Genomic DNA, 6,371 nt, shown 5'->3' with positions numbered 1-6,371 from the left:
AAATAGTCTTTTACATTCATTTTTAGTATAATCTCCTCTGAAAAAAGCCTCATATTTCAGAGGCTTTAACTAAATCACATTAGAGATTGTTTTATTATTTGTTTTGCCAGAACATCATCAATCTCTTTGTGACGCGGTATGGTAAACATGTAGTTCTTCTTGCTATACCATTTGTCATGGTTTGAACCTTTAGCAGGTCTAGCACCGTTTGCTCGTACCGCTTTTTCAAGGTCTCGCTTCTTAATTTTAACCTCCTTACTTTTTTCAAAGCGTTATTAACCTTTCATTGTTATTATACTTCTATTTGATAAATATGTAAAGTAAAATATATACATGTAAAGTAATTATTTTTTTTGTACAAGCAATGTGAACAGAGCTGTTACATGGACTAAAGATTTTTAATTCTTTTCAGGGTAGATTTGCTGATACCAGTCATAGATTCAACCTGAGAATATGTATGAGTCTGTAACAGTGTTCTGGCATGTTCAATCTGGGCAGGCGTAAATTTTCTAGGCCTGCCTTCTTTAAAGTTCGGATCTGATTTAGCAATAGACTTTCCTTCCTGAGTTCGTTGGATAATCATATCCCTTTCAAATTCCGCAAAAGCAAGCATGACATTTCTGATGAGTTTTCCGGCAGGAGAGGTGTCGATAACGCCAATATTAAGCACGTGAACTCTAATCTGTTTAGCAGCTAGACTTTCAATAAGTTGTATTCCCTGCGTGAGATTTCTGGCCACACGGTCAAGTTTTGTAAATATCAGAGTGTCTCCAGCTTTGAGTTTATCAAGAAGTTTATTCAGTTCTGGTCTATCAGCCTTTGTTCCAGTAAAGGCATCAGAGTATATCTCAGTAGCTCCAGCATCAGTTAAAGCTGTTTTTTGTGCCTCAAGAGAATTACCATCTCTAGCTTGTCCTTGAGTGCTTACTCTGGCGTAACCATATATCATTTCCAGCTCCTTTTTGACGCTTACTTATGAGCTTAAGTTATGAGCTCGCTCAAAGCATTGATTTTCCGTTTTAAAAGAAAAGAGCCCAAAACTTATAAGTTTTGAGCCTTGTACTTAATTAGCATGTTTTACATCGGGAAAAAAGGAAAAGGATGGAGCTTGTTGGATTTGGATGTTTGTTGAAGCTCCACCCTTCTTAGAGTAATTTAAAGTATAACAAAGATTATTTGAGAACACAAGAAAAGAAATATTGTATATAATACAAAAAGAACAAAAACTATATTTTATAGTTTAAAAAACAAAAAGGACAGGACTTCATGGAATGGAATGATAAAGAATTGTGTGAAATAAGGTTAATTATCGAACACATGAGTGCTTCGCTGAATATCGCTTATGGAATTACGCTCCTTTTGGACATCACTCAGGAAAAAGTTCTGTTTTGCAGAAATGGTAAAACATTCAAGAGTATCTCTATATCTGGCGATAATGCTCGTGGCGTTTTGTGTGACATTATGGAGAATTCTGTTAATTTATAAAATATGAAGGGATAAAACATGACGCAGGAAAATCAGGAAACTCAGGAAAAACAAGAAAAAAAGAAAGAAAAGAAAGAAAAGAAGACTGTTCTTGTTGGAAAAATGAATATTGCAAGTTCAATGTTTAGTTCAGCTTTAGATGCTTCAAAAAACACAGCTATTAAAGTTTTTTCATTTGGTATTGCTAATCCCCACAAGAAAAAGGTTTCCAGTGATGTTAAAAATTTTCACGTCGGTGAAATAGGAGACTTGGGCGGAGAGATTAAGAAATTTATTAGATTTGATTGTGAGATTGAAAACATCAAAGTAAATTTTGAAATTGATGATGTTACGGATGGGGTCCAAAAGAGAACAAAACAGCTCAAGGAAGACCTTAAAAAAACTGAGCAAGAAAAGTTAGGTACAGCTTTGGGGTGTAAATTTAAGACAATCTCAATTTATGGCTATAACGAAGATGGACACAGAATAAAGATAGGTGAGGTTGGGAATGGCGGTAAGAAGATTAAAATTGATCAGAAAAGTTTAAAGGAAGCTGGTCTTAGCATGACTGATCTGGAGAAAGTTCTTGTTGGCACAGGGTTGGCTAAAGAAAAAGCTTTCAATAAACTTAAGGAAAAGATGGAAAGGTTAGAGGCCAAAGAAAAAGATGTTCAGGAATCACAGCAGGAGGAAACTGAGGAACAGAGTGTGAATCAGGAAGAGCAGACTCATCAGAAGGAAAAAACTCAGGAAAAGAAAACTGAACAATCAGAAGAGAAATCCCATGAAAAAGAGCAGGGAGAAAAAGAATTTCAGGAAAATGCCAGGGCTAAAAGCGGACAGCAGAAACAGGGGGATTCATTCGATTTTGAGACCTCACGAACCATAAAAGAAACAATGGATTACTTGCGTAAGGAACTCAGAGAGACAGAGGAGCGTTTGAAAGACACTGATTACACAGCAGAGGAGAAGCAGGGGCTTGAGGCTCACAAACAGGGCTTGCGTGAAACGTATGAAGCCTTTGAGTCTGCTAATAAGAAGTTGAGTTCATTGAGAACCACAAAAAGTAAGATTAAGGATAAGAAAGTTAAAACAGCTTCCAGAACTGAAACTGAAACCGATAAGAACACTAAAGAAGCTCAGACTGTAGATAAGGTCAATGACAACAAAGAAAAGAACAGTGAACGGTTTCAGTACATGCAGGAGGAAGCCAACAAGAAAAACAGGGCAGATGATTCTACTGTCCAGCAGAAAAATGAACAAAAATCAGAAAGAATGAAGATGATGGAAGAGAATTCAAAAAAAAACACAATGAATAGTCATCAAGCTAGAACAAAAGATCATAAGATGCATAGATAACATACATCTTTTTTGTTAATGTTTGTAAACCACCAAAATAATGATAGGTATTCCGCAAAATAGGTATAAAAATTATTTGTATTTGTTTTGTAAAGGAGTATAATGAACTCATATTATGATATGAGGAGCTTATTATGTTCAGAAAATTAGGTTGGATTTTTGGTGGTTTGCAGCCAGCATATTTTTTAAGACACTTTATCCTGATTTCTCCTTTACCATTGATAATTTTAACGCACATGCCTTTGACAGATATGGCAACTCACACGACCATTAACTGGGGGCAGGTGGAAGGTTTTGCTCTGGTGACTTTAAGCTGGTTTCTTTATCCGTTTTCAAGATTTGTGTACGAATCAGTAGTGAATTGGATAATGGGGGGTAATATTTTTATTACCAATGCTCTCTTATGGTTGATTATGAAGCTGTTAACGATGAGTTTTTGTTTTATGTTTGCTGTTTTCTTAGCTCCAATTGCTTGGATTTACATCTTCTGGTATTTTAAGTTTGGTGAAGGAAAATGTGATTTTAACGGAGACTTACAGGATCGTGACGGAATTATTACTGTAGAATGTGATGATTAGTAAATTTGCGATACATGTTGTAATGTGGGTAGCGTCAGCAATAGTTACTTTTGTAAATAGAGGTTAAAAATGATTTCTCGTAAACAATTATCCAAAAATTTGTATAAATTAACTAAAAAAGAGTTCCCTGAGATATTTGGGGAAGAAACTAATGACGATACTCCAGAGGTCGATTCTTTAGGTTTTCCTTCTACAGAAGAAATGGTTAACTATGGCAAACATGGAGAAGATAGAGCTAATGCTCTTGACTACGAAAAGGCTTATATTGCCTTAATTGAACAGGTTAAGGATAAAACTCATGATGAAAAAGTGACTTTTTTGATGTCTCACATGGATGAGTTAAGAGGAATGGTCGATCTTTTTTCCTATACGGATGATGATATTGAAATAAAAGATGATGAGCTACTTGCAAATCTGATGCTTTACAGATATGAGAATAAAATCAGTATTATAGATGATCATGACTTGGAATTAACCAAGGATTATATATCAGAGACAATGGCTAAAATATCTCATAGGAGAGCTATTGAAAAAATTGAAGCGGAAGAAAGATTCAAAAGAGAACACCCTGAAGAATATAGGCAAAAGCGAGAAAAAGAAAGGCAAATAATAGATAGATTGGTTGAGCAAATGATTCTTGAACAGCCTGAATTTGAACGAAGTATGGAGCAATGGCATAAAGAAAATGATGAAGATGGTGAATAAAGGTAATGAAAATTTTATTTACTGATAAATTCATCAAGCAGTACAGTATAGTTCGTATGGGAGCTATAAATAAAAATCCTGATTTTATTGTTTTGTTTGAAAAAATTAACCTATGCCTTGGCTTAATTTATAAGGCTGAGACTGATAATGATCTACCTTTTTTGAGATGGCATAAGGGAGCAAAAAAAGTCGGTTATTTAGCATATCCTAATGATAATTGTATTTCAATAGATATGGATGGTGAACATAGATTAGATGCATATCGTTTAGATGATAAGGCAATTGTGATTTCTTCAATTGGTCACCATGAATTTTTAAAACAGTTGAAATTATTTAAAGATTTAGATTTTGTGGTTAAAGAAATTAAAGACTTAAAAGATCAAAATAAGATTTCTCAATTGTATACGGACAATCTTAGATTTAAGCAATTAGTTTCAGCTTCTGTTTCAATGTTAAAAAAAGACCTTGATATCAATTCATGCAAGGCTATATTTGAAAAAGACTTTTATACCAATCTATGTCCATCAAGCCCTAATGTATATATTCACAATTTAAAAAAGCATATAAAGACATCGAAAGAAGGAATAAATTCTACGATTAAAAATTTTATAGGTAAAAACCATGATTTTTTAGAAAGAACAATAGTAAATGCCAGATGTTTTAATAATATTGCTTCTGTGGTTTGTGGTAATGGTGATTTAAAAGAAACAGCATTATTAAAACTAGAATTGCAAGATAATTTATATGACAATATAGCTAAAGTATTCAAATACGTTAAGAATTCTAACATCTCTGATGAAAATAAAGATGTAATATTTAAGAATTTAAAAGATACTGTTTTAAAGGCTTTTGATGTCGGGCATGATGGTATTATTTATGGATCTAATGAAGCATCTCCTGAATACGTGCTTGCCAAAGCAATAGATAAATCTTTTTATGGCAATATATATAAAGACTTGAAAAAAGCTTCAATTAACAGAATAAGAAAAGAGCTACTGTTTGAGTTCTCAAATAAAGATATATCAGATAAAATAATTAGAGTTAAGAATGGTAGTTCAGAAAATTTTTCTGTTTTTGCTAAAAACTTATGGAATAATTTTCTCCCAAGTAAGTTATGGAATACTTTTTTCACTAGTAAAAAGAATAAAGCCAAAAATTCAGCAACTCCTGAAAATAAAAATGTTAAACAAGAAGAAAATATAATAAAAACTGAAACCGAAAAGAATGTTAAAGAAGCTCAAACTGTAGATAAGGTCAATGATAACAAAGAAAAGAACAGTGAAGGATTCCAGTTCATGCATGCGAAATCGGAAAAGAAAAGCAGGACTGAAGGCTCTTCCGTCTATCAGGAAAATGAACAGAAGTCAGAAAGAATAAAGGTGATGGAAGAAAATATAACAAAAAAAGAAACAATTGCTGAAAGTCAGGAAAATCAATCACTTAATAATCAAGAGCAATCATTATCATTAAAAAGACGAGAGCACATGAATAAACAGATTCAGATAAAGGCAGAAGCTTCAAAAGAAGTTAATAAAGAAACACAGAACTCGGACAGAATGAAAATGATGCAAAGAAATCAAGAAAGAAATAATGCTCGTGAGAATGTTATTTCCACAAGTCAAAAGAAAGGAAAATCTCGTTAATTTTTTAATATAGAGGATAAAACTTATGAAAATTAAATATGCTCTTTGCGGTATGCTTGCAATGTTACCTGTAATTTGTTGTGCTCAGGCGATGACGGAACAACAAAAAAACTTTCACGAAAAGGTGATTAATCCTATAAAGCGGGAGATTTCACCATTGGTACATTTATGCTGGTTTGAAAATTTGGAATCATCAAGTGTATGTGTTAATGGAACTTCTGGGATGGGATACGAAATTCCTCATTACATAAAAAACAAAGATATTGAAAGTGTTAAAGTGCAGTCGAATGACTATACTGCTAAGGCTTTGAGTAAAGGAAAGGTTCTTGTATCAACGGTTACAGTTACTGCAACAAAGAAATATGATAATGCTACTTACGTTATGAAAGCTTATTTAGATGGCAATGATTTTGTTTGGAGTGATTCAAAAGATTCTACTTGTATTGAGAAGTCTTTGTGTGTTGATGGAATAACGGATACCATTGGTGCAGGTATGGAGCACACATTTAAATTTGAATAATTTTGGTTGATGTAAAAAGCCCAATTAATGGGCTTTTTTAACAATATAGTCTTAGTAATAATAAGGCTCGCCAAATACTTGGCCATCAACGAGAACTTCAAC

The 6,371-nt window shown here is 33.3% G+C and carries 8 protein-coding genes; 6 read left to right on the top strand and 2 right to left on the bottom strand.

The window, feature by feature from the left end:
• Positions 1-74: 74 nt before the first annotated feature.
• Both T489_RS15795 and T489_RS0111700 read right to left on the bottom strand, forming a co-directional pair.
• Entirely contained in the window at positions 75-245 is a 171-nt protein-coding gene (locus tag T489_RS15795; protein ID WP_157608262.1) for a type II toxin-antitoxin system HicA family toxin, read from the bottom strand.
• Between the two features lie 143 nt (positions 246-388).
• Entirely contained in the window at positions 389-949 is a 561-nt protein-coding gene (locus T489_RS0111700) for a recombinase family protein (protein ID WP_031580206.1), read from the bottom strand.
• Positions 950-1,266: 317 nt separating this feature from the next.
• On the opposite strand from T489_RS0111700, the gene T489_RS0111695 reads away from it, so the two are divergent.
• The 6 genes from T489_RS0111695 to T489_RS0111670 all read left to right on the top strand — a co-directional run bounded on the left by T489_RS0111695 (position 1,267) and on the right by T489_RS0111670 (position 6,269).
• A complete protein-coding gene (locus tag T489_RS0111695) occupies positions 1,267-1,485 on the top strand; it encodes a hypothetical protein (RefSeq protein WP_031580205.1) in 219 nt (72 codons plus the stop codon).
• 18 nt (positions 1,486-1,503) lie between these two features.
• Entirely contained in the window at positions 1,504-2,823 is a 1,320-nt protein-coding gene (locus tag T489_RS13785) for a hypothetical protein (protein ID WP_031580203.1), read from the top strand.
• Between the two features lie 134 nt (positions 2,824-2,957).
• Positions 2,958-3,401 carry a hypothetical protein gene (locus tag T489_RS0111685; RefSeq protein ID WP_051622101.1) on the top strand — a complete coding sequence of 148 codons (444 nt, stop codon included), beginning with the start codon at positions 2,958-2,960 and terminating at the stop codon, positions 3,399-3,401.
• Between the two features lie 69 nt (positions 3,402-3,470).
• Positions 3,471-4,106, top strand: coding sequence for a hypothetical protein (locus T489_RS0111680; RefSeq protein WP_031580201.1), 636 nt, complete (start codon positions 3,471-3,473; stop codon positions 4,104-4,106).
• Positions 4,107-4,111: 5 nt separating this feature from the next.
• Positions 4,112-5,749 (top strand): hypothetical protein, encoded by a 1,638-nt coding sequence (locus T489_RS0111675; RefSeq protein WP_031580200.1) that lies wholly within the window; start codon positions 4,112-4,114, stop codon positions 5,747-5,749.
• A gap of 25 nt (positions 5,750-5,774) precedes the next feature.
• The gene (locus T489_RS0111670) at positions 5,775-6,269 is read left to right on the top strand and encodes a hypothetical protein (protein WP_031580199.1); all 495 of its coding nucleotides are present in this window, start codon (positions 5,775-5,777) and stop codon (positions 6,267-6,269) included.
• Positions 6,270-6,371: the final 102 nt, after the last annotated feature.

The organism is Ruminobacter sp. RM87 (genome assembly GCF_000701925.1).
Taxonomy (GTDB): Bacteria; Pseudomonadota; Gammaproteobacteria; order Enterobacterales; family Succinivibrionaceae; genus Ruminobacter; species Ruminobacter amylophilus.
Note: the sequence above shows the minus strand (reverse complement) of the source record. Positions and strands in the feature narration are given on the sequence as shown.

Excerpts from the sequence above, each read along its gene's own strand:
- T489_RS0111700 (WP_031580206.1), bottom strand. The coding sequence starts at position 949 with ATGATATATGGTTACGCCAGAGTAAGCACTCAAGGACAAGCTAGAGAT.
- T489_RS0111695 (WP_031580205.1), top strand. The coding sequence starts at position 1,267 with ATGGAATGGAATGATAAAGAATTGTGTGAAATAAGGTTAATTATCGAA.
- T489_RS13785 (WP_031580203.1), top strand. The coding sequence starts at position 1,504 with ATGACGCAGGAAAATCAGGAAACTCAGGAAAAACAAGAAAAAAAGAAA.
- T489_RS0111685 (WP_051622101.1), top strand. The coding sequence starts at position 2,958 with ATGTTCAGAAAATTAGGTTGGATTTTTGGTGGTTTGCAGCCAGCATAT.
- T489_RS0111680 (WP_031580201.1), top strand. The coding sequence starts at position 3,471 with ATGATTTCTCGTAAACAATTATCCAAAAATTTGTATAAATTAACTAAA.
- T489_RS0111675 (WP_031580200.1), top strand. The coding sequence starts at position 4,112 with ATGAAAATTTTATTTACTGATAAATTCATCAAGCAGTACAGTATAGTT.
- T489_RS0111670 (WP_031580199.1), top strand. The coding sequence starts at position 5,775 with ATGAAAATTAAATATGCTCTTTGCGGTATGCTTGCAATGTTACCTGTA.